The organism is Nocardia aobensis NBRC 100429 (assembly GCF_000308375.1).
Taxonomy (GTDB): domain Bacteria; phylum Actinomycetota; class Actinomycetes; order Mycobacteriales; family Mycobacteriaceae; genus Nocardia; species Nocardia aobensis.
Map to the genome: position 1 here is coordinate 114,649 of NZ_BAFQ01000118.1, position 19,256 is coordinate 133,904.

A 19,256-nucleotide genomic window follows, 5' to 3' on the forward strand; every position below is an offset into this window, starting at 1 on the left:
TATCTCTCCTCTTAGCCGCGCAATACGGCGTGCAGCTCCTGCAGCGAGCGCACCCCGATACCGCCGTTGATGGTTGCTTCGATGCCCTGTACGGCTGCAGCCGCACCCTGAACCGTCGTGATGCACGGAATGTTGGCGCCCACCGCGGCGGTACGAATCTCGTAACCGTCCACGCGGGGCCCGGAGTTACCGTAAGGCGTGTTGAAGACGATGTCGATCTCACCGTCCTTGATCTGATCGACGATCGACGGTTCGATCGGCTCGCCGTTGCCGGACGCGGGCACCGGATCGGACTGCTTGCGCACCCGCTCACACGGAATCCCGTTGCGCCGCAACATCTCCGCGGTGCCCTCGGTGGCGAGGATCCGGAAGCCCAGATCGTGCAGCCGCTTGACCGGGAACACCATGGCCCGCTTGTCGCGATTGGCGATCGAGACGAACACGGTGCCGGCGACCGGCAGCGACCCGTAGGCCGCGGACTGGCTCTTGGCGAAGGCGGTACCGAAATCGGCGTCGATACCCATCACCTCACCGGTGGACTTCATCTCCGGCGACAGCAGCGAGTCGATGCCGGTGCCGTCGGGACGGCGGAACCGGTGGAAGGGCAGCACCGCTTCCTTCACCGCGACCGGGGCATCCATCGGCGCGTGACCACCATCGCCCTCGGCGGGCAGGATGCCCTCCTTGCGCAATTCGGCGATGGTCGTGCCCAGCATCACCCGCGCGGCGGCCTTGGCCAGCTGCACGCCGGTCGCCTTGGAGACGAACGGCACGGTCCGGCTGGCACGCGGATTGGCCTCGAGCACGTAGAGCACGTCGTCCTTGAGCGCGTACTGGACATTGAGCAGGCCCTTGACGCCGATGCCCTTGGCCAGTGCGGCGGTCGAGCGGCGGACCGCCTCGATATCGCTGCGCCCCAGGGTGATCGGCGGCAGCGCGCACGCCGAGTCGCCGGAGTGGATACCGGCCTCCTCGATGTGCTCCATCACGCCGCCGAGGTAGACCTCCTCGCCGTCGCAGAGCGCGTCGACGTCGATCTCGATGGCGTCTTCCAGGAAGCGGTCGACCAACACCGGATGTTCCGGGCTCAGTTCGGTCGCGCGGGAGATGTAGCCCTCGAGCGAATTCTCGTCGTAGACGATCTCCATACCGCGCCCGCCCAGCACGTACGACGGGCGGACCAGCACCGGATAACCGATCTCGGCCGCGATCTGCTTGGCCTGCTCGAACGTGGTGGCGGTGCCGTACTTCGGCGCGGGCAGACCGGCGGCGACCAGGACGTCGCCGAATTCGCCGCGATCCTCGGCCAGGTCGATCGCCGCCGCGGAGGTGCCGACCACCGGCACCCCGGCGTCGGTGAGCCGCTGCGCCAGACCCAGCGGCGTCTGCCCGCCGAGCTGCACGATCACCCCGGCGACCCGGCCCGACTCCGATTCGGAGTGGTACACCTCGAGCACGTCCTCGAAGGTCAGCGGCTCGAAGTAGAGGCGGTCGGCGGTGTCGTAGTCGGTGGAGACGGTCTCCGGGTTGCAGTTGACCATGACCGTCTCATACCCGGCCTGCGACAGCGTCTGCGCGGCATGCACGCAGGAGTAGTCGAATTCGATGCCCTGGCCGATGCGGTTGGGCCCGGAACCGAGGATGATCACCTTCTCCCGTTCGAGCTGCGGCGCCACCTCCGTCTCGGCGGCCGGATCGAGTTCGTAGCTCGAGTAGTGGTACGGCGTCTTGGCCTCGAATTCGGCGGCGCAGGTGTCGACCGTCTTGTAGACCGGCCGGATGCCGAGGCGGTGACGCAGTTCCCGCACTCCGTTCTCACCGGCCAGTTCCGGTCGCAGCGCGGAGATCTGGCGATCGGACAGGCCGTTGTGCTTCGCGTAGCGCAGCAGCGGCTCGTCGAGCACCGGCGCCTGGGCGATCTCGGCGCGCAGCTCGACCAGTCCGGCGATTTCGGCGACGAACCACGGGTCGATGCCCGAGGCCTGCGCGACGTCTTCGATGCTCGCGCCCAGCCGCAGCGCCCGCTCCACCTGGTAGAGCCGGCCCTCGGTCGGCACGCGCAGATCGTCGAGGATCTCGGCGACATCGGTCCAGCGGCCGTCGGGCTGGGTCCAGAACCCGGCCGCCTTGGTCTCCAGCGAGCGCAGCACCTTGCCGAGCGCCTCGGAGAAGTTACGGCCCAGGCTCATCGCCTCACCGACCGACTTCATGGTGGTGGTCAGCGTCGGGTCGGCGCCCGGGAACTTCTCGAAGGCGAACCGCGGCGCCTTCACGACCACGTAGTCGAGCGTGGGCTCGAAACAGGCCGGGGTTTCCTTGGTGATGTCGTTGACGATCTCGTCGAGCGTGTAGCCGATGGCCAGTTTCGCCGCGATCTTGGCGATCGGGAAACCGGTCGCCTTGGACGCCAGCGCGGACGAGCGCGAGACGCGCGGATTCATCTCGATGACGATCAGGCGCCCGTCGCGCGGATCCACCGCGAACTGGATGTTGCAACCGCCGGTGTCGACGCCGACCTCGCGCAGAATCGCGATACCGAGATCGCGCATCTTCTGATATTCGCGGTCGGTGAGGGTCATGGCCGGGGCGACGGTCACCGAGTCGCCGGTGTGCACGCCCATCGGGTCCACGTTCTCGATCGAGCACACGATGACCACGTTGTCGCGGCCGTCGCGCATCAGCTCGAGCTCGTATTCCTTCCAGCCGAGAATCGATTCCTCGATGAGGACGTTCGCGGTGGGCGAGGCGGCCAGGCCGCCGCCGGCGATGCGGTCGAGATCCTCGTCGTTGTAGGCCATACCCGAGCCCAGGCCGCCCATGGTGAACGACGGCCGCACGACGACCGGGAAGCCCAGTTCCGCAACGGTTTCGCGCACCTCGTCCATGGTGTAGCACACCTTGGAGCGCGCCGACTCGCCGCCGACCTTGGCGACGATGTCCTTGAACTTCTGGCGGTCCTCACCGCGCTGGATGGCCTCGAAGTCGGCGCCGATCAGCTCGACGTTGTACTTCTCCAGCACCCCGTTCTCGTGCAGCGCCACCGCGGTGTTGAGCGCGGTCTGACCGCCCAGGGTCGCGAGGATGGCGTCGGGACGCTCCTTGGCGATGACCTTCTCGACGAATTCCGCGGTGATCGGCTCGACGTAGGTGGAGTCGGCGAATTCCGGGTCGGTCATGATCGTCGCCGGGTTGGAGTTCACCAGCGACACCCGCAGGCCCTCGGACCGCAGCACCCGGCACGCCTGGGTGCCGGAGTAGTCGAATTCGCAGGCCTGGCCGATGACGATCGGCCCGGAGCCGATGACCAGGATGTGGTTCAGGTCGGTGCGGCGTGGCATCAGGCTTCCTCCATCAAACCCGCGAAGCGGTCGAACAGGTAGGCGGCATCGTGCGGCCCCGCGGCGGCCTCCGGGTGGTACTGCACCGAGAACGCGCGACCGTCCACCAGGCGCACCCCCTCGACGGTGCCGTCGTTGGCGCAGGTGTGGCTGACCTCGGCGGTCCCGAACGGGGTGTCGAAGCGCTGCCCGGCCTCCCCTTCGAGCGCGAAGCCGTGGTTCTGCGCGGTGATCGAGACCGCGCCGGTGGTGTGATCGATGACCGGGACGTTGATGCCGCGGTGGCCGAACTTCATCTTGTAGGTGCTCAGGCCCAGCGCGCGGCCCAGGATCTGGTTGCCGAAGCAGATTCCGAACAGCGGAAGTCCTTCGCCCAGAACGGATTTGGTCAGCTCGACCGCATCGTCCTGGGTGGCCGGGTCGCCGGGGCCGTTGGAGAGGAAGACGCCGTCGGGCTTCAGCTCCTTGATCTGGTCCAGCGTGACGCCGGAGGGCACCACGTGCACCCGGATGCCGCGCTCGGCGAACATGCGCGGGGTGTTGGTCTTGATACCCAGATCGACCGCGACCACGGTGAACCGGTGCTCACCGGCGGGCTCGATGGTGTACACGCCGTCGGTGGAGACCTCCCCGGCCAGATCGGCGCCGAGCATCGAGGCCTGACCGGTGACCCGGCTCAGCAACTCCTCGGTCGAGGCCGCGGCGGCGTCACCGCTGAAGATGCCCGCCTTCATCGAACCGCGGGTGCGCAGGTGGCGCACCAGCGCGCGGGTGTCGATCCCGGCGATGCCGACGATCTGCTGACGCTCCAGCTCGTCCTGCAGGGTCGTGGTCGCGCGCCAGTTCGAGGCCCGCTTCGCGGGGTCGCGGACCGCGTACCCGGCCACCCAGATGCGATTCGACTCGTCGTCCTCGTCGTTCCAGCCGGTGTTGCCGATCTGCGGGGCGGTGGCCACCACGATCTGGCGGTGGTAACTGGGGTCGGTCAGGGTTTCCTGATAGCCGGTCATCGCGGTGCAGAACACCGCCTCGCCCAGCGTCTCGCCCTCGGCGCCGAACCGCCGGCCCCGGAACACCCGTCCGTCCTCGAGCACCATCACCGCGGCGCGGTCGCTCATTCGCTCACCTCGTTCACCAGAAATCCAGCCTTCACGTTTATTCGTCTCCCGTCGCCGCGCCGGTCTGTCCCGTCGCGGATATGGCCGTCCAGGCCGGATACACCGTCTTGTCGTCGCCGCGGAACCCGGTATCGACCTCGGTTCCCGTCGGCAGTTTCCAGCGAATAACCAGCACACCATTGTCGGTCATCACCTTGCCTGCGTGGCCGCGTTCGGTGCGGACCGCGGTGATGGACTCCTGCGGAATCCAGATCACCTCCGCGCCGTCGCGTTCCAGCAGGATCCCGCGTTCGAAGCGAGTCAGCTCCGCCGTGGCGCGGAAGCCCAGATCTCCCACCACGATGCGGTTCTGCCAGCTCGGAGCCAACGTGGTACCGGTGTACAGACCGGTCGTCGGCTCGAGCACCTGCGCGCCCAGATCCGCCGGCACCGTCGGCAGTTCCCCGACCGAGGAGGCCTGCTTCCGGGCCCGCACGAGCCAGGAGCGATACATCAACCACAGGAACAGGACGAACAGGACAGCCAGCCCGATCACCCACAGTGTTCGCTCCATTATTGCCCCACTCTCCCCGCCAGGGCGGTCGTCACCACTCCGTCGCGGGCGGTGATCCGCCCGCGCAGCATCGTGGCGGCGACCTTGGCGGGCAGGGTCATCGCCTCGTACGGCGTGTTGTCGGAAATGCTCGCCAGCTCCCGCGCGCGCACGGTCCACGAGGCATCCGGGTCGATGAGGGTCAGGTTGGCCGGTTCACCGACCGCGATCGGGCGGCCCTGATCGTCGAGCCCGGCGATGCGGGCCGGGTTCTCGCTCATCACCTTCGCCACCCCGCGCCAGTCGAGCAGGCCCGGAGTGACCAGAGTCTCGACGATGATCGACAGCGCGGTCTCCAGCCCCAGCATGCCGGGACGGGCGGCGGCGAACTCGCAGCACTTCTCCTGTTCGGCGTGCGGGGCGTGGTCGGTGGCCACGCAGTCGATCACCCCGTCGGCCAGGGCCTTGCGCAGCGCCTGGGCGTCGGAGGCCTCCCGCAGCGGCGGATTGACCTTGTTCACCGCGTCGTAGGTCTCCAGCCGCGAATCATCGAGCAGCAGATGATGCGGGGTGACCTCTGCGGTGATCGAAATCCCTTGAGCCTTGGCCCATTTCACCAGTTCGACGGTGCCGGCGGTGGAGGCGTGGCAGATGTGCACCCGGGCTCCGGCGTCGCGGGCCAGCAGCGCGTCGCGGGCCACGATCGACTCCTCGGCTGCCCGCGGCCAGCCGGCCAGGCCCAGCCGGGCGGCGTTCGGGCCCTCGTGCGCGACGGCGCCCTGGGTGAGCCGCGGCTCCTCGGCATGCTGGGCGATCAGCACGCCGAGCGATTTCGCGTACTCGAGCGCTCGGCGCATGATCAGCGGGTCGTAGACGCAGTGCCCGTCGTCGGAGAAGATCCGCACCCGGCCCTCACCGGCGGCCATGGTGCCCATCTCGGCCAGTTGCTTGCCGGCCAGGCCGACGGTCACCGCGCCGACCGGATGCACATCGACCAGCCCGACCTCCTGCCCGCGCCGCCACACGTGATCGGTGACGACCGAGGTGTCGGCCACGGGATAGGTGTTGGCCATCGCGAACACGGCGGTGTAGCCACCCAATGCCGCTGCGGCCGAACCGCTTTCGATGGTCTCGGTGTCCTCGCGGCCGGGTTCGCGCAGGTGGGTGTGCAGGTCGACGAAGCCGGGGAGCAGGATCCGGCCGTCCGCCTCCAGCACCTCGGCATCGGCGGCGACCTCGACGCCGTCGACGGCCGCACCGGATCGCGCGCCGAGCGCGATGATCACACCGTCGCGCACCAGCACGTCGACCGGCTCGCCCTCGCCGTAGGGCCGCACGCCCCGGATAACCAGATCGCTCACGCGCCCTCACCTTCCACGTCGAAGCTCTTGCTCACGGGGTGTCGATGCGCATGAGTGGGGGCCTGCGGGGTTACGCAGGCTGCCGCCTCCGGCCCTGTTCCACTCATGCGACGGCCTCCCCCGCGCCGACCAGCAGGCGGAACAGCACCGCCATGCGCATGTGCACACCGTTGGTGACCTGTTGCAGCACTGCGGCTCTGGGTGAATCGGCGACCGCCGAGGCGATTTCCATACCGCGCAGCATCGGACCCGGATGCAGGACGACCGCGTCGTTGTCGAGCAGGGCCATGCGCCGCTCGTTCAGTCCGTAGGCGATGGAATATTCGCGGGCCGACGGGAAGAAGCCGCCGTTCATCCGCTCGGCCTGTACCCGCAGCATCATCACCGCGTCCGCGCCGGGCAGCGCCGCGTCGAGCGAATGCGAGACCTGCACCGGCCACTGCTCGACCCCAACCGGCAGCAGGGTGCGCGGCGCGACCAGCACTACCTCGGCGCCGAGGGTGTCGAGCAGGAAGGCATTGGACCGCGCGACGCGGCTGTGCAGGATGTCGCCGACGATCACGATGCGCTTGCCCGCCAGATCACCCAGTCGCTGCCGCAGCGTCAGCGCGTCCAGCAGGGCCTGGGTGGGATGTTCGTGCGTGCCGTCGCCGGCGTTGACGATCGCGGGACCGGTTCCGGTGTAGCCGCCCGAACCGGCGTCCAATTCGCCGAACCAGCGGGCGATCTGGTGGGCCGCCCCGGAGGCCGGATGCCGCACGATCAGCGCGTCGGCGCCCGCGGCGTGCAGGGTCAGCGCGGTGTCGCGCAGCGACTCGCCCTTCGACACCGAGGAGCTCGAGGCGCTGACGTTGATGACGTCGGCGCTCATCCATTTGCCCGCGACCTCGAACGAGACCCGGGTGCGGGTGGAGTTCTCGAAGAACACGGTCATCACCGTGCGGCCGCGCAGGGTGGGCAGTTTGCGGACCTCACGGCCGAGCAGCGCCTGTTCGAAGCGCTGGGCGTCGTCGAGGAGTTCGGTAGCGGTGGTGCGGTCGAGATCGGTGACCGAGAGCAGATGCCTCACCGCTCATCCCCCTGATGCAGATAGACGCCGTCGTGACCGTCGTGTTCGCTGAGCAGGACGGACACGTCCTCACTGCGCGAGGTGGGCACGTTCTTGCCGACGTAGTCGGCGCGGATCGGCAGTTCCCGGTGGCCGCGATCGACCAGCACCGCCAGCTGCACCGCACGCGGGCGGCCCAGATCGCGCAGACCGTCCAGCGCCGAGCGCACGCTGCGACCGGAGAACAGCACGTCGTCGACGAGAACGACCAGGGCGTCGTCGATGCCGCCCTCGGGGACCGAGGTCCGTTCCAGCGGGCGATGCGGGCGGTTGCGCAGATCGTCGCGATACAGCGTGATGTCGAGGGATCCGAGTGCGGGACGCACGCCGGAGAATTCCTCGATGCGATCGGTCAGCCGCGCGGCGAGGGTGGTGCCGCGGGTGGGGATGCCGATCAGCACCACCCGGGGCGCCTCCGGATCCGACGAATCCAGCGCGGTCTTCTCGATGATCTGATGCGCCATGCGCGCGATGGTCCGGCCGACATCGGGGGCGGACAGCAGTTCGCGCCCGGCGCGGACCCACTCGGGGTCGTGCCGCTGCGAATATTCGGCAGCGCTCGACCTGGCGGCCCGGTCTTCGGGCGCGACGCGGCCGCCGCGCTCTTCGGGCACGGCCATGCCGACCTCCTTCCCCGCCTCACCGGACGGTCCGTTAAAGGATGTCTTTTCGATGCCTGAGCGTAGCAGCGCCGCCCCGGCCTCCCGTCGGCGGGGGTCCCGCTGTGAGCCCCGCCACCTGCGGCTATGCCGGCGCATCACGCAGGCGGCACAACCGTTGGCCGGGACTGTTTCATACAGCGTAAACCGGATGTGGGATGCTCGGAGGGTGAGCAACGAAGCCGACTTCACCGAGCCCCGCCGGATCACCTTCCGCGGCCACGGCGGCATCGCCCTGGCCGGGGAGAGCTGGGGGCCGGCCGACGGCCCGCTGGCGGTCTTCCTGCACGGCGGCGGCCAGACCCGGCACTCGTGGAAGGAATCGGGCGCCGCGCTGGCGAAGGTGGGAATGCACGCCGTCCTGCTGGACGCCCGCGGTCACGGCGAGAGCGACTGGGCTCCGGACGGCGACTACTCGCGCACGGCGATGACCGCCGACCTCCTGGACATCCTCGCCGAACTCGACCGCCCCGCGATCGTGGTCGGCGCGAGCATGGGCGGATTGACCGCCCTGCTGGCGACCGCCCGCCCCGGCCGGGAGCGCATCGCCGGACTCGTTCTGGTCGATGTCGTGCCGCGCCCGGAGCACAAGGGCGTGGAACGGGTCATGAACTTCCTCGGCGGCCATCCCGAGGGCTTCGCCTCCCTGGAGGAAGCCGCGGATGCGGTGGCCGAATACCTGCCCCACCGCCGCCGGCCCCGCAACCCGGAGGGCCTACGGCGCAATCTGCGGCTGCGCGAGGACGGGCGCTGGTATTGGCACTGGGATCCGGCGATGATGTCGAGCCGGCCCGAGGACATCGAACTGCAGACCAGCGACCTCGAGGACGCCGCCCGCGCGCTCGAGATCCCGGTGCTGCTGGTGCGCGGACGACTCTCGGACGTGGTCAGCGAACAGGGCGTCGCCGACTTCCGCGCGCTGGTGCCGCAGATGGAGTATGTCGAGATCACCGGCGCCGCGCATACCGCCGCCAGCGACGTCAACGACGAATTCTCCGATGCGGTGGTCGATTTCGTGCGTGCGCACCTGAGCTGATCCGGGCCGCCCGGATTGGCGCCGGACACCGGCACTCCCCGATGCTTGAACATATGTTCGATAGAACGTAGATTCGAACACATGTCGACACCGCTGCAGAGATCGCTGTTCGACGGCTTCGGCGATATCGAGCTGGGACCGTTGGACGGCGTGCGCCGCACCCAGCTGACCGAGGGTGCGTGGGTCGACCTGCTGCCGGGATGGTTGCGCGGAGCCGACGAACTGTTCGAACGGCTGGCCACTCGTGTGCCGTGGCTAGCCGACCGCCGCCCGATGTACGACCGCGTGGTGGACGTGCCGCGACTGCTGCGATATTACGGCGAGAACGAGCCCTGGCCGGATCCGATCCTGGAGGACGCCCGCGCCGCGCTCAGCGGCCATTACGGCCCGGAACTCGGCGAACCCTTCCGCACGGCCGGCCTGTGTTACTACCGCGACGGTGAGGACAGCGTGGCTTGGCACGGTGACACTATCGGCCGTGGTTCCACTCACGACACCATGGTCGCGATCCTGTCGATCGGTGCGCCGCGGGCCCTGCTGCTGCGTCCGCGCGGCGGCGGTGCGAGCATCCGCTTCCACGTGGGGCACGGCGATCTTCTCGTGATGGGCGGCTCCTGCCAGCGCACCTGGGAACATGCGGTGCCGAAGACGCGCCGACCCGTGGGGCCCCGGATCAGCATCCAATTCCGCCCGCGCGGGGTTCGCTGACAACTGCGACGACGCGGATTGTCACCGTCGCCCGCTAGATTGGGCGGATGGAGTCCATCGGGGCGGGAATTCTGGCGGCCATGCCGTTGCACACACTCAGCGATGTGCACGGCGAGGAAGGGCTGCGGCAGCGGCTGCTGCTCGAGTCGCAGCGCAAACTGGCCGATCCCGAACGGGTCGACGCGGCACTGCAATTCGTGGCCGACCTGCACCGCGACGACAACTACGGCCGCGAGCCGTATCTGAATCATCTACTGCGAGTGGCGATCCGCATCGTGAGCCACTACGAGGTGCACGACACCGATCTGGTGCTCGCCGGACTCCTGCACGATGCGGTCGAGGATCACGCCGCCGACCTGGTCGCGCTCCGCAGTGAGCAGGATCCGGACGAGGACTCCGCCGCGGCGGCACTCGCGGTGCTGACCCGGCGCTTCGGCGAACGCGTATCGAATCTCGTTGCGGCGGTGACCAATCCGGCTCACGACTCGGACGAGGACCGGCATATCCGATATCGCGACCACGTCGCCGCGAGCCTGGACCGCGATCCGTGGGCCCGGGTGGTGAAGATCTCCGACTTCACCGACAACGGTGTCGGCATTCTCTACGCCGACGAGCAGGCTGTCATGTCGAAACTGGCCACCAAATACCGGCCGCTCACCGCGGTGTACCGCGAACTGATCACCCGCCCGGACACGCCACTGGCGCCGCATGTCAAGCAGCACATTCTCGAACAGCTCGACACCGCCGACGCCCGCTTCGACGTGATCCTCGCCGCCGGCGACGACTGAGCGGTCAGGAGCGGTCGCGGCGCAGGATGAAGAAGTACGGGTCGTCCAGCCCGCGCATATCCATCACACCGAGCAGGGTGTCCTCGTCGACGCGACGGAAGATGTCGACGATGGGCAGGTGGTCGTAGATCATGGCAGCGCTGACCTTGCCGCGGAATTCGATCTCGCGCAGGCGCGCACGATAAGCGCGGGTCCGCAGCAGCGGGCGCACGGCCGGCAGTATGCGCCGCGCTGCCCGGAATCCCGCCGCCGGCAGGGTTCCGGCCAGCCCCAGCGGCACCCGGCGGGGATCGACCGGAAAGATCCGGCCGTCCGGCCCGGCGAACAACAGCGGCTGCACCTCGTCGGGAGAGTCGAACTGCTTTCCGTACCAGCCGGATTCGACGAGCACACCCGCCCACGGATGTCCGGTGTCCAGTTCGTCGCCGGTCCAGCGGCCGGTGGTGATCTCGGTGACCGCGACCTCCGGCAGGCTGTCGTACAGCTGCCACGCCTGCTCCGGGGTCGTGCGACCCGCGCGAAGTTCCGCCAGACGGGCCGTACCGGCACCAGCCATCCCTACCTCCTGGACCTCTCGCGGACCGTTCCGCCTCGGAAGGATGACACACACCGGCCGGGACACCTCAACACGTTCGGCCACGAAGACCTAGTTTCGGCCACTGTTTCCGCGGGCGTGACGCAGACCACGCACCGGAGGGCTGGACCTCGAGTGCGGTTGAGGAACCAGACTCGTGGACAGATCGGTTCCGGCCGATCGTCCGGACCATCAGGCTCCGGACGCGCCCCTGCCGCCCACGTACACCCCGGCAGGGGCGCACTGCTGTCAGCGCCCGTCGGTAGGCTTTCGCCCATGCAGCCGAGCCTCGCACCCGATGTGGCCGCCGCCAACGATCTCACCGGAAAGTGGTGCGCCGCAGCGGGTTCCGACGATTTCGTCCTGTCCGGCTGTGGGATCTGGCCGCTGCTCGCACTCCTGGCCGCGACGGCCGGCGAGCCCGCCCGCGGCGAACTCACCGCGGCGGCAGGCATTCCCGCGGGATCCGCCCACGACGCCGCGATCGCCCTGCTGCGCCGGATCGAGGCCGCCGAATCGGTGCGCGCGGCACTCGGGGTGTGGGTGCGCGACGATATCGCGCTACGCGACGAGTGGATTCGCACCCTGCCGCCGGGGACGATCGCCGCGCTGCGCGGTCCGGACGGGCTCGACGACTGGGCGCGTCGCCATACCGACGGCCTGATCGACCGTTTCCCCGCCCGGATCGGCGCGGCGACCGCATGCGCGCTGGCCACCGCCGTCGTCGCCCGCACCGCGTGGCGGCAGAGCTTCCACGCCGACGTGCTGGAACCGTCGAGCGGTCCGTGGCAGGGACACCGCGGGCCCGCTCTCGCCCGCTACAGCACCGACCTCGGCGACGCCGCCGTGCTGCTGGCCGGCACACCCGTCTCGCGCGTGGTGGTGCGCGGCGCGTCCGATCTGGATGTGCATCTGCTGCTCGGCGCGGACGGAGCCGCCGCCCCGGCGGTGCTGGCGGCCGGGCTGGGGGCACTCGACGGTTCGGTGGAGACGCGCCGGCCCGGACTCGGCACCGCAGCTCCCGGCGTCGAGGTCCGGCAGGTGACCGCGGTATCGGACACCCTGCGAATCCAGGTGCCGCCCTTCGCCGTTCGATCCACCCACGATCTGCTGCGCGAGCCGGAGCTGTTCGGTCTGACCTCGGCGACCACCGCCGCGGACAATCCGTTCCCCGGCCTCTCGCCGGTCGCGCTGCGGGTGACGGCGGCCGCCCAGGACGTCTGCGCCCGGTTCACCGCCGACGGTTTCGCGGCCGCGGCCGTCACCGCGGTCCTCATGGAACCGACCGGCATGCCACCGGCGCCGGCCGCCGCGCTGATGATCGCGGTGAACTTCGACCGTCCCTTCGCCTTCCTCGGCGTCCACCGTCCCACCGGACTGGCGATCGTGGCCGGCTGGATCGCCACTCCCGCGTCGTGAACCGCCCCGCAGGAGGCGAGCGGACCGGCACGCGCCGGCGTGCGCCGTGGTGCGATGATGGCCGGATGTCCGAACCGGTGGCGCCCGAGCGCAACGCGCGGGACCCGGAGCCGGAGGAAGCCTCCGCACCGCGTGTGCTGGACTGGATCCGCATCGCCGTCCTCGCGGCCGGTGTCCTGTGCGTGCTGACCGGATGGCTGCCGCGCGCCGACGCCGAGGCGAATATGCGCCGGATCGGACCGCTGCTGCTGTTCCTCGGCAGCGTCATCGTGCTGGCCCATCTGGCCCGGCGCGCACAGGTTTTCGACGTGATCGCCCATCGTATCGCGATCGCCGGGCGGGGGCGCTATCCGGCGCTGTTCGTGCTCTGCGTCGGCTTCGCGTCCGTGACGACGATGGTGCTCAACCTCGACACCACCGCGGTCCTGCTGACACCGGTCATGCTGGCCTTGGCCCGGCCCGCGCGGATTCCCCCGTTGCCGCTGGCCATGACGACGTTGTGGCTGGCGAATACCGCGAGCCTGCTGCTGCCGGTGTCCAACCTCACCAATCTGCTCGCCGCCGACCGCATCGGACTCGATGCCACCGGGTTCGCGGCCAGAATGTGGCTGCCCCAGCTGATCTCGCTCGCCGCGACCATGGCGGCACTGTGGATCTGGTACTGGCGGCGCGGCCGGCGCGGCTCCGATCGCTACGTGGCACCGCCCCCGATCCGGCTGGAAAATGCGCGGGAACGGGCGCTGTTCGCGACGGCCGGCGGCGCCTGCGCGCTGTTCGTCCTGGCGATTCCGTTCGTCGGGGACCACATCGGCTACGCCGCACTCGCCGCGGCGGTCCTCGCCATCGCCGGATTCGCCGTGTTCGATCGCGATGCGCTGCGGCCGTCGTTGATCCCGTGGCAACTGCTGATCTTCGTGATCGGGTTGTTCCTGGTCATCCCGACTCTGGGCCGCTACGGACTCTCGGATCTGATGGCCGCGCTGATCGGCACGGATTCCGGTGCGGCCGGGGCCTACCGCGCGGCCGGGGCGGGCCTCGGGCTGTCGAATATCGTCAACAACCTGCCCGCCTACACCGCGGGTGAGGCGGTGATACCGCCCGAGCACCGAAACCAGTTGCTGTCCTTGCTGATCGGGACGAACGTCGGCGCGATCGCCACCCCGTGGGCCTCGCTGGCGACGCTGCTGTGCCTGGAGTTCTGCCGCTCCCACGCGGTCCGGGTGCCGCCGGTGCGGTTCGTCTGCACCGGGCTGGCGCTGGCGGTGGTCGCGACCGCGGGTGCGGTGGGCGGCGTTCTGCTCACGGGCTGACCACGGCGAGCACCACCTGCCGCACGGCCGCTCGTAGTCTCTCGCTCTCGCCCTCGCGAACCGCGGCGAGGGCGTAGTCGCTGCCCAGCATGCCGAACAGCAGGTGGCCGACCGCCTCGGCGTCGAGGTCCGGACGCGCCTCGGTCAGCAGCTTCGTGATGTGCTCCGCCCAGGTGGCGTGGAATTCGGAGGTGCGCGGATGCGGGGGCACGCTGCGGTAGGCGGCGACCATCAGTTCGACGTTGTCGGCGACCATCGTGGCCATCGCGTCGAAGAAGGCGAGCAGCCGCTCCCCCGCCGGCGCGCCCGGACCCAGCGGCGGCGGACCGTCGGTGATCGCCGCCCGCAGCGTTTCGGCCGGTTCGGCGACCATCGCGTGCAGCAGTCCGGCGCGCGAGCCGAAACGATGGAACACCGTGCCTTTGCCGACTCCCGCCGTGGCCGCCACTCGGTCCATGGTCACGGCCTCGGCCCCACCCTCGGCCAGCAGCGCCCGAGTCGCGTCGAGGATCGCACGGCGGTTGCGCACCGCATCGGCTCGTTCTCTGCGCTGCTGCGCCACTGTGCACTCCAGTCGTTGACAAACTTGACCGACGGTCCATATTCTTCCCGACGGGATATCTGGACCATTAGTCAAGTTATGAGGTCGATATGCAGGCAATCGTAATGACCGGGGTCGGCGGACCGGAGGTCCTCGTCGCGCGCGACGTGGACGAGCCCAGCCCTCAGTCCGGCGAGGTGCTGATCCGAGTGGAGGCGGTGCCCGTGCTGTACCCGGAGACGATGTTGCGTTCGGGCATGTACCCGACGCCGAAGCCGACGCCCACGGTGTTCGGGACCCAGGCGGTCGGCGTCGTCACCGCTGTCGCCGACGACGTCGACCCGGAATGGAAAGGACAGCGAGTCCTGGTGGCGCGCAACGACTTCGGCAGCTATGCCGAATGGATGTGCGCCCCCGACGAATCCGCGGTCCGCATCCCGGACGGATTGTCGAGTGATGCCGCCGCGGCGGTCGCGATGAGCGGATCGGTGGCCCTCGCCCTGCTGGAGGCCGCGGCACTCACCGGAACCGAAACCGTCCTGATCGAGGCCGCGGCGACCGGCATCGGCGGTTACCTCACCCAGTTGGCGGCCCGATCCGGCGCCGCGCACATCATCGCCACCGCCGGCGGGGCGGCCAAAACCGAGCGCGCCCGCGAACTCGGCGCGCACACGGTCGCCGACCACCGCGATCCGGACTGGCCGCGGCATCTCGGCGAGCGCCTCGACAACACCACTGTCGACGTGGTTTTCGACTCGATCGGTGGCGAGAGCGCCGCGGCCGTCCTCGATCTCATGACTCCGCTGCGGGGCCGGATGCTCGGCTACGGCTGGCTGTCCGGCGCCCCCGCCCAAGTCACGACCATGGATCTGATCATGCGCGGACTCACCTTCACCGGCTGCTCCGGACCGCAGTGGCTGGCCGGGGTGGCGGCGAAGCGGGCGGCGGCATTCGAACTCGCCGCCGCCGGCGATCTCACCGTGCTGATCGACAGCGTCCTACCGCTGGCGGATGCGGCCGAGGCCCATCGGCGGGTCGACGAGCGTGCGACCTTCGGCACGATCGTGCTGCGTCCCGAGACCGCCTGAGCGCAGGACCGCGCTCACTTCGGTTGCGCCAGACAGAATGTCGTCTGCGGATCCGACAGTGTGATCACACTGTCGGACTCCGGGCCGCACAGCGTGTCGTCGGATTGTCCGTCGATGCGCTGGGCGACACGGAAACTCGCCTCCGGGGATGTGCAGTCGGCGTACTTGTAGCCGCTGAGCGGCGAATCCGCGTAGCACAGCCCCGCTTTGAAATTCGGCGCCAGGCACAGATATGCCAGCGTGCCGCCGTTGAGGGTTTCCTCGTACGAGGTGAAATCGGCGCCACAGTCGACCTTGTCGTTGTGCACCTGCGCGACCTTGTAGACGGCCTTGTCGGAGGTGCAGGCGACCGGTTCGGTATCGGAATCGACGGCCGAGGCGTTGATCACGTTGATGCAGTCACCGACCTTGGCGCGGGCGGTATCGGATTTGTTGTGATCCTTCGCGACCTGAACCCCCTTGTCGACACCCTTTTCCACCGCCGAGCAACCGGTCGTGGCCAGGGTTACCGCCGCGACGATCGCCGGGGCGAGACGCAGCGCCGCACGCGCTGTCGCCGAATTGAACCGCATCCGTTCCACCTTTTCTAGGTCAAGTGACCGGAACAGTATGCGGGCCCGGCGGGGCTCCGGGAAATTTAGCGGGTTTGTCCGATTCAGGAGCGGGAGCCGCGAGCGCGACTCAGCCCGTGATCTCCCATTCGTGGATCGTCAGCTCGGAGGCACCGGTGGTGTGGATGGGATCGGTGAACACCAATTCCCGTGCTGCCGAAAGATCTTCGGCCAGCACCAGGTATGCCCCGCCGCTGCCGTCGGTGAAGCGGCCGGTGCAGTCCAGCTGACCTCGCGCGCGCACGTCGGCCAGCCATTCGCGGTGCGGTTCGATGACCGCATCGGACCAGGCCGAGGTGCGCATCGCGAGAACGAGATATTTGATCATCACTCCCCGCCGTCGCGGCGGGTCGCGGCCGCGGCGGCGCGTACCTGGTCGGCCAGCGACACGATGCGGCCGAGCACGCCGTTGACGAACGCGGGCGAATCGTCGGTCGACAGTTCCTTCGCCAGCTCGACGGCCTCGTCGACCGCCACCACGGGCGGAACGTCGTTGGCGTGGAACAACTCCCACACCGCCACCCGCAGAATGGCGCGATCCACGGCGGGCAACCGGCCCAGGGTCCAGTCCTGCAGATAGGACTCGATGGTGCCGTCGACGCGGTCCAGATCGTCGGCGACGCCTTCGACGAGGGTGCGGGTGTAGGGATTCACCGGGGCGACCTGTTCGTCGCGACCGGCCAGGTCCAGACGCTCCACGACCAGATCGGCCGGGTCGACGTCACGCGCCTCGGCCTCGAAGAGCAGATCCACGGCCCGGCGGCGGGCCTTGTGCCGGGCTCCGAGTTTCTTGTGGGTGGACTTCTTGTCCACGGGCTGATCAGCCACGATCACCATTATCCCGTTCGCAGTGTCGACGGCGACGCGTGCGATACCGGAAAGCCGGTACGCGCGCGCCGCCCATGGTTCCGGCGCCGGGCCGGTGGATCCGGAGGATCAGGCGTTGACCCGGCCCAGGTAGCCGCCGTCGCGCGAGTCGATCTTCAGCTTGTCGCCGACGTTGATGAACAGCGGCACCTGCACCTCGGCACCGGTCTCCAGGGTCGCGGGCTTGGTGCCGGCGCTGGAGCGGTCGCCCTGCAGGCCGGGCTCGGTGTGGGTGACCTCGAGTTCGACCGTGACCGGGAGCTCGACGTACAGCGGCGCGCCCTCGTGGGTGGCGACCTGCACGGTCATGTTCTCCAGCAGGAAGCCGGCGCCCTTGCCGATGGTCCGCTCGTCGATGCCGATCTGGTCGAAGGTCTCGCCGTCCATGAAGATGTAGTCCGACCCATCGTGGTACAGGTAGGTCATGTCCCGGCGGTCCACGGTGGCGGTCTCCACCTTCACGCCGGCGTTGAACGTCTTGTCGACCACCTTGCCGGACAGCACGTTCTTCAGCTTGGTCCGCACGAACGCGGGACCTTTACCCGGCTTGACGTGCTGGAACTCGATGATCTGCTGGAGCTGACCGTCGATCTTCAGCACGAGGCCGTTCTTGAAGTCGCTGGTGTCCGCCACTGTCCTCGGATCTCCTTGATAGTACTGTTCGACGTTCTGTAGGCCGGGCCGTAGGGCCCGGCCCGGTGGGGCAGCCGGGGTCAGTCGACCACGGTGAGGTCTTTGGTGGTGTGGGTGAGCAATTCCGGACCCCCCGCACGAACCACGAGCGTGTCCTCGATGCGAACTCCGCCGCGGCCGGGGAAATACACACCTGGCTCGACGGTCACCGCCACGCCATCCAGAAGTGTACCGGTCGCGGTTTTGGCGACCGGAGGCGCTTCGTGGATCTGCAGTCCGACGCCGTGGCCGAGGCCGTGCACGAACAGGTCCCCGTGCCCGGCCGACTCGATCACCGAGCGGGCCGCGGCATCGACCGCCGCGCACGACACACCGGGCTTCAGCGCCTCGCGGCCGGCCTGTTGTGCCTCGTACACGAGCTGATAGATCTCGCGCTGCCAATCGGTCGGCTCGCCGAGGACCAGGGTGCGCGTCATATCCGAGTGGTAGCCGCCGACCACCGCACCGAAATCGAGCTTCACGAAATCACCGGCGGCCAGGATCGCGCCGGTCGGGCGATGATGCGGCACTGCGGAATTGGCGCCGGCGGCCACGATGGTCTCGAAGGCGATCGCGTCGGCGCCGTGCTCGAACATCAGCCATTCCAGCTCACGCGCGACCTGGCGCTCGGTGCGGCCCGGGCGCAGCCCCCCTCGTTCGAGCAGAGTGGCCAGCGCGGCGTCGGCGGCCGCACAGGCCGTCCGCAGCTGCTCGACCTCGTAGTCGTCCTTGACCGTGCGCAGTTGCTCGACCAGACCGGGCGCGGGAACGAATTGGAGCCCGCTGCCCTGCTCGACGAAGCCGCGGTGCTGGTCCACCGTCACGACGTGGCTTTCGAAGCCGACCCGGCCGATCTGCCATTCCCCGGCCAGTTCGACCAACCGCCGCGCACTGGCGCGAGCGATCTCGGCGCGCACGTCGGGCACCTGTTCGCCGACCTGGGTGAGGTAGCGGCCGTCGGTGCAGATGACGGTCCGCTCCCCGTCCTCGCCCACCTGGCTGCCGTCCCAGGAGTGCACCAGCAGGGCGGCGTTGGAGCCGGTGAAGCCGGTCAGGTACCGGATATTCACCAGATCGGTCACCAGCAGGGCATCGACCCCGTTCTCCACCAACAGGTCTCGCAACCCGGCCCGACGCGCAGCGTGGTCGGGACGCCGGGCACCGTCATCAGCAGACATGGCTGCCACGCTACCGCTGTCGTGTTGCGAGGCCGTCACGCCGTCTCCCGCACCCACGGCCGCGACCGGCGGCGAGCCGGTGTTACCCGTCGGGTGTTCACAACTGTTGCGGTTGTCCACATTTCAGGTTCGCGGGCAGGGGTGGGCTCTCGCCGACGAGAGACGATGGCTGCCATGACCACCGCCGCCTACCTCACCCTGATCGTCTGGTGCGTTGCGCTCAGCGTGATCGATATCCGGAGCGAGCGCCTGCCCGATGCGCTCACCCTGCCGGGTGCGGCGGCCGTGCCGATGTTCGCGGCCTCGACCGGCCGTGCCACCGCCGCGATCGCCGGTGCGCTGCTGCTC

The 19,256-nt window shown here is 69.1% G+C and carries 20 protein-coding genes; 7 read left to right on the forward strand and 13 right to left on the reverse strand.

Going from position 1 to position 19,256, the window contains the following annotated elements; translation table 11 throughout:
* Positions 1 to 11: 11 nt before the first annotated feature.
* The 6 genes from carB to pyrR form a co-directional block, all read right to left on the reverse strand.
* Positions 12 to 3,338 (reverse strand): carbamoyl-phosphate synthase large subunit, encoded by a 3,327-nt coding sequence (gene carB, locus RJ03_RS15070; protein ID WP_036502642.1) that lies wholly within the window; start codon positions 3,336 to 3,338, stop codon positions 12 to 14.
* Positions 3,338 to 4,456: a glutamine-hydrolyzing carbamoyl-phosphate synthase small subunit gene (gene carA, locus RJ03_RS15075; RefSeq protein WP_036502643.1), complete on the reverse strand. Its 1,119-nt coding sequence runs from the start codon at positions 4,454 to 4,456 to the stop codon at positions 3,338 to 3,340. Before carA ends, carB begins: the two co-directional genes overlap by 1 nt.
* 37 nt (positions 4,457 to 4,493) lie before the next feature.
* Positions 4,494 to 5,009: a PH-like domain-containing protein gene (locus RJ03_RS15080; protein ID WP_036502645.1), complete on the reverse strand. Its 516-nt coding sequence runs from the start codon at positions 5,007 to 5,009 to the stop codon at positions 4,494 to 4,496.
* Positions 5,009 to 6,349 (reverse strand): dihydroorotase, encoded by a 1,341-nt coding sequence (locus RJ03_RS15085; RefSeq protein WP_036502647.1) that lies wholly within the window; start codon positions 6,347 to 6,349, stop codon positions 5,009 to 5,011. The genes RJ03_RS15080 and RJ03_RS15085 overlap by 1 nt, the downstream gene beginning before the upstream one ends.
* A gap of 103 nt (positions 6,350 to 6,452) precedes the next feature.
* Positions 6,453 to 7,418, reverse strand: coding sequence for an aspartate carbamoyltransferase catalytic subunit (locus RJ03_RS15090; protein ID WP_036502649.1), 966 nt, complete (start codon positions 7,416 to 7,418; stop codon positions 6,453 to 6,455).
* Positions 7,415 to 8,077 carry a bifunctional pyr operon transcriptional regulator/uracil phosphoribosyltransferase PyrR gene (gene pyrR, locus RJ03_RS15095; protein WP_036502651.1) on the reverse strand — a complete coding sequence of 221 codons (663 nt, stop codon included), beginning with the start codon at positions 8,075 to 8,077 and terminating at the stop codon, positions 7,415 to 7,417. The genes RJ03_RS15090 and pyrR overlap by 4 nt, the downstream gene beginning before the upstream one ends.
* A 208-nt stretch (positions 8,078 to 8,285) precedes the next feature.
* On the opposite strand from pyrR, the gene RJ03_RS15100 reads away from it, so the two are divergent.
* The 3 genes from RJ03_RS15100 (at position 8,286) to RJ03_RS15110 (ending at position 10,648) form a co-directional block, all read left to right on the forward strand.
* Positions 8,286 to 9,152: an alpha/beta fold hydrolase gene (locus RJ03_RS15100; protein ID WP_036502653.1), complete on the forward strand. Its 867-nt coding sequence runs from the start codon at positions 8,286 to 8,288 to the stop codon at positions 9,150 to 9,152.
* Between the two features lie 81 nt (positions 9,153 to 9,233).
* Positions 9,234 to 9,860 (forward strand): alpha-ketoglutarate-dependent dioxygenase AlkB, encoded by a 627-nt coding sequence (locus RJ03_RS15105; protein WP_036502655.1) that lies wholly within the window; start codon positions 9,234 to 9,236, stop codon positions 9,858 to 9,860.
* Positions 9,861 to 9,907: 47 nt separating this feature from the next.
* The gene (locus RJ03_RS15110) at positions 9,908 to 10,648 is read left to right on the forward strand and encodes an HD domain-containing protein (protein ID WP_036502657.1); all 741 of its coding nucleotides are present in this window, start codon (positions 9,908 to 9,910) and stop codon (positions 10,646 to 10,648) included.
* A gap of 4 nt (positions 10,649 to 10,652) precedes the next feature.
* On the opposite strand, the gene RJ03_RS15115 is transcribed toward RJ03_RS15110, so the two are convergent.
* Entirely contained in the window at positions 10,653 to 11,204 is a 552-nt protein-coding gene (locus RJ03_RS15115; RefSeq protein ID WP_036502659.1) for a DUF4334 domain-containing protein, read from the reverse strand.
* Positions 11,205 to 11,498: 294 nt separating this feature from the next.
* On the opposite strand from RJ03_RS15115, the gene RJ03_RS15120 reads away from it, so the two are divergent.
* Together RJ03_RS15120 and RJ03_RS15125 are read left to right on the forward strand one after the other, a co-directional pair.
* Positions 11,499 to 12,641, forward strand: a complete 1,143-nt coding sequence (locus tag RJ03_RS15120; protein WP_036502660.1) for a serpin family protein — start codon at positions 11,499 to 11,501, stop codon at positions 12,639 to 12,641.
* Positions 12,642 to 12,706: 65 nt separating this feature from the next.
* Positions 12,707 to 13,951: an ArsB/NhaD family transporter gene (locus RJ03_RS15125; protein ID WP_036502661.1), complete on the forward strand. Its 1,245-nt coding sequence runs from the start codon at positions 12,707 to 12,709 to the stop codon at positions 13,949 to 13,951.
* Here RJ03_RS15125 and RJ03_RS15130 read toward each other — a convergent pair.
* The gene (locus tag RJ03_RS15130; protein WP_036502662.1) at positions 13,941 to 14,513 is read right to left on the reverse strand and encodes a TetR/AcrR family transcriptional regulator; all 573 of its coding nucleotides are present in this window, start codon (positions 14,511 to 14,513) and stop codon (positions 13,941 to 13,943) included. The genes RJ03_RS15125 and RJ03_RS15130 overlap by 11 nt on opposite strands.
* A gap of 89 nt (positions 14,514 to 14,602) precedes the next feature.
* Here RJ03_RS15130 and RJ03_RS15135 point away from each other — a divergent pair, with 89 nt between their 5' ends.
* Positions 14,603 to 15,580, forward strand: a complete 978-nt coding sequence (locus RJ03_RS15135) for a quinone oxidoreductase family protein (protein WP_036502664.1) — start codon at positions 14,603 to 14,605, stop codon at positions 15,578 to 15,580.
* Positions 15,581 to 15,594: 14 nt separating this feature from the next.
* On the opposite strand, the gene RJ03_RS15140 is transcribed toward RJ03_RS15135, so the two are convergent.
* From RJ03_RS15140 to RJ03_RS15160, 5 genes are all read right to left on the reverse strand, one after another.
* The gene (locus RJ03_RS15140; protein ID WP_036502719.1) at positions 15,595 to 16,152 is read right to left on the reverse strand and encodes an LppU/SCO3897 family protein; all 558 of its coding nucleotides are present in this window, start codon (positions 16,150 to 16,152) and stop codon (positions 15,595 to 15,597) included.
* Between the two features lie 109 nt (positions 16,153 to 16,261).
* Complete coding sequence (locus RJ03_RS15145; protein WP_036502665.1) at positions 16,262 to 16,519, reverse strand: YciI family protein; 258 nt, start codon at positions 16,517 to 16,519, stop codon at positions 16,262 to 16,264.
* Positions 16,519 to 17,028: a transcription antitermination factor NusB gene (gene nusB / locus RJ03_RS15150; protein ID WP_051024705.1), complete on the reverse strand. Its 510-nt coding sequence runs from the start codon at positions 17,026 to 17,028 to the stop codon at positions 16,519 to 16,521. Before nusB ends, RJ03_RS15145 begins: the two co-directional genes overlap by 1 nt.
* A gap of 99 nt (positions 17,029 to 17,127) precedes the next feature.
* The gene (efp, locus tag RJ03_RS15155) at positions 17,128 to 17,691 is read right to left on the reverse strand and encodes an elongation factor P (protein WP_036502667.1); all 564 of its coding nucleotides are present in this window, start codon (positions 17,689 to 17,691) and stop codon (positions 17,128 to 17,130) included.
* An 80-nt stretch (positions 17,692 to 17,771) separates the two neighbouring features.
* Positions 17,772 to 18,908 carry a M24 family metallopeptidase gene (locus tag RJ03_RS15160; protein ID WP_036502721.1) on the reverse strand — a complete coding sequence of 379 codons (1,137 nt, stop codon included), beginning with the start codon at positions 18,906 to 18,908 and terminating at the stop codon, positions 17,772 to 17,774.
* A 165-nt stretch (positions 18,909 to 19,073) separates the two neighbouring features.
* Here RJ03_RS15160 and RJ03_RS35600 point away from each other — a divergent pair.
* A partial coding sequence (locus tag RJ03_RS35600; RefSeq protein WP_174372310.1) for a prepilin peptidase occupies positions 19,074 to 19,256 on the forward strand: 183 nt, incomplete at its 3' end.

Excerpts from the sequence above, each read along its gene's own strand:
- carB (WP_036502642.1), bottom strand. The coding sequence starts at position 3,338 with ATGCCACGCCGCACCGACCTGAACCACATCCTGGTCATCGGCTCCGGG.
- carA (WP_036502643.1), bottom strand. The coding sequence starts at position 4,456 with ATGAGCGACCGCGCCGCGGTGATGGTGCTCGAGGACGGACGGGTGTTC.
- RJ03_RS15080 (WP_036502645.1), bottom strand. The coding sequence starts at position 5,009 with ATGGAGCGAACACTGTGGGTGATCGGGCTGGCTGTCCTGTTCGTCCTG.
- pyrR (WP_036502651.1), bottom strand. The coding sequence starts at position 8,077 with ATGGCCGTGCCCGAAGAGCGCGGCGGCCGCGTCGCGCCCGAAGACCGG.
- RJ03_RS15105 (WP_036502655.1), top strand. The coding sequence starts at position 9,234 with ATGTCGACACCGCTGCAGAGATCGCTGTTCGACGGCTTCGGCGATATC.
- RJ03_RS15110 (WP_036502657.1), top strand. The coding sequence starts at position 9,908 with ATGGAGTCCATCGGGGCGGGAATTCTGGCGGCCATGCCGTTGCACACA.
- RJ03_RS15115 (WP_036502659.1), bottom strand. The coding sequence starts at position 11,204 with ATGGCTGGTGCCGGTACGGCCCGTCTGGCGGAACTTCGCGCGGGTCGC.
- RJ03_RS15120 (WP_036502660.1), top strand. The coding sequence starts at position 11,499 with ATGCAGCCGAGCCTCGCACCCGATGTGGCCGCCGCCAACGATCTCACC.
- RJ03_RS15125 (WP_036502661.1), top strand. The coding sequence starts at position 12,707 with ATGTCCGAACCGGTGGCGCCCGAGCGCAACGCGCGGGACCCGGAGCCG.
- RJ03_RS15135 (WP_036502664.1), top strand. The coding sequence starts at position 14,603 with ATGCAGGCAATCGTAATGACCGGGGTCGGCGGACCGGAGGTCCTCGTC.
- RJ03_RS15140 (WP_036502719.1), bottom strand. The coding sequence starts at position 16,152 with ATGCGGTTCAATTCGGCGACAGCGCGTGCGGCGCTGCGTCTCGCCCCG.
- RJ03_RS15145 (WP_036502665.1), bottom strand. The coding sequence starts at position 16,519 with ATGATCAAATATCTCGTTCTCGCGATGCGCACCTCGGCCTGGTCCGAT.
- nusB (WP_051024705.1), bottom strand. The coding sequence starts at position 17,028 with ATGGTGATCGTGGCTGATCAGCCCGTGGACAAGAAGTCCACCCACAAG.
- RJ03_RS15160 (WP_036502721.1), bottom strand. The coding sequence starts at position 18,908 with ATGTCTGCTGATGACGGTGCCCGGCGTCCCGACCACGCTGCGCGTCGG.